The organism is Chromobacterium sinusclupearum, from assembly GCF_002902845.1.
GTDB classification, from domain to species: domain Bacteria; phylum Pseudomonadota; class Gammaproteobacteria; order Burkholderiales; family Chromobacteriaceae; genus Chromobacterium; species Chromobacterium sinusclupearum.
The window spans coordinates 1-202 of sequence record NZ_PPTF01000059.1; the positions used below are offsets into that span (position 1 = coordinate 1).

The following is a 202-nucleotide window of genomic DNA, read 5'->3' on the forward strand; positions in this document are numbered from 1 at the left end:
GCGAAAAAGCCCAGCATTTTGCAATGCTGGGCTTTTTCTGAATCCTGGCGTCCCCACGGGGAATCGAACCCCGGCTACCGCCGTGAAAGGGCGGTGTTCTAACCGCTAAACTATAGGGACAGCTGGCGCACCCGGAGCGATTCGAACGCCCGACCCTCTGGTTCGTAGCCAGATACTCTATCCAACTGAGCTACGGGTGCGT

Annotated in this window: 2 tRNA genes; both read right to left on the minus strand. The window is 57.9% G+C overall.

Annotated features, from left to right (window positions below):
* Window positions 1–45: 45 nt before the first annotated feature.
* Window positions 46–120: transfer RNA gene (locus tag C2134_RS11980), tRNA-Glu, on the minus strand.
* Between the two features lie 3 nt (window positions 121–123).
* A tRNA-Arg gene (locus C2134_RS11985) sits at window positions 124–200 on the minus strand.
* Window positions 201–202: the final 2 nt, after the last annotated feature.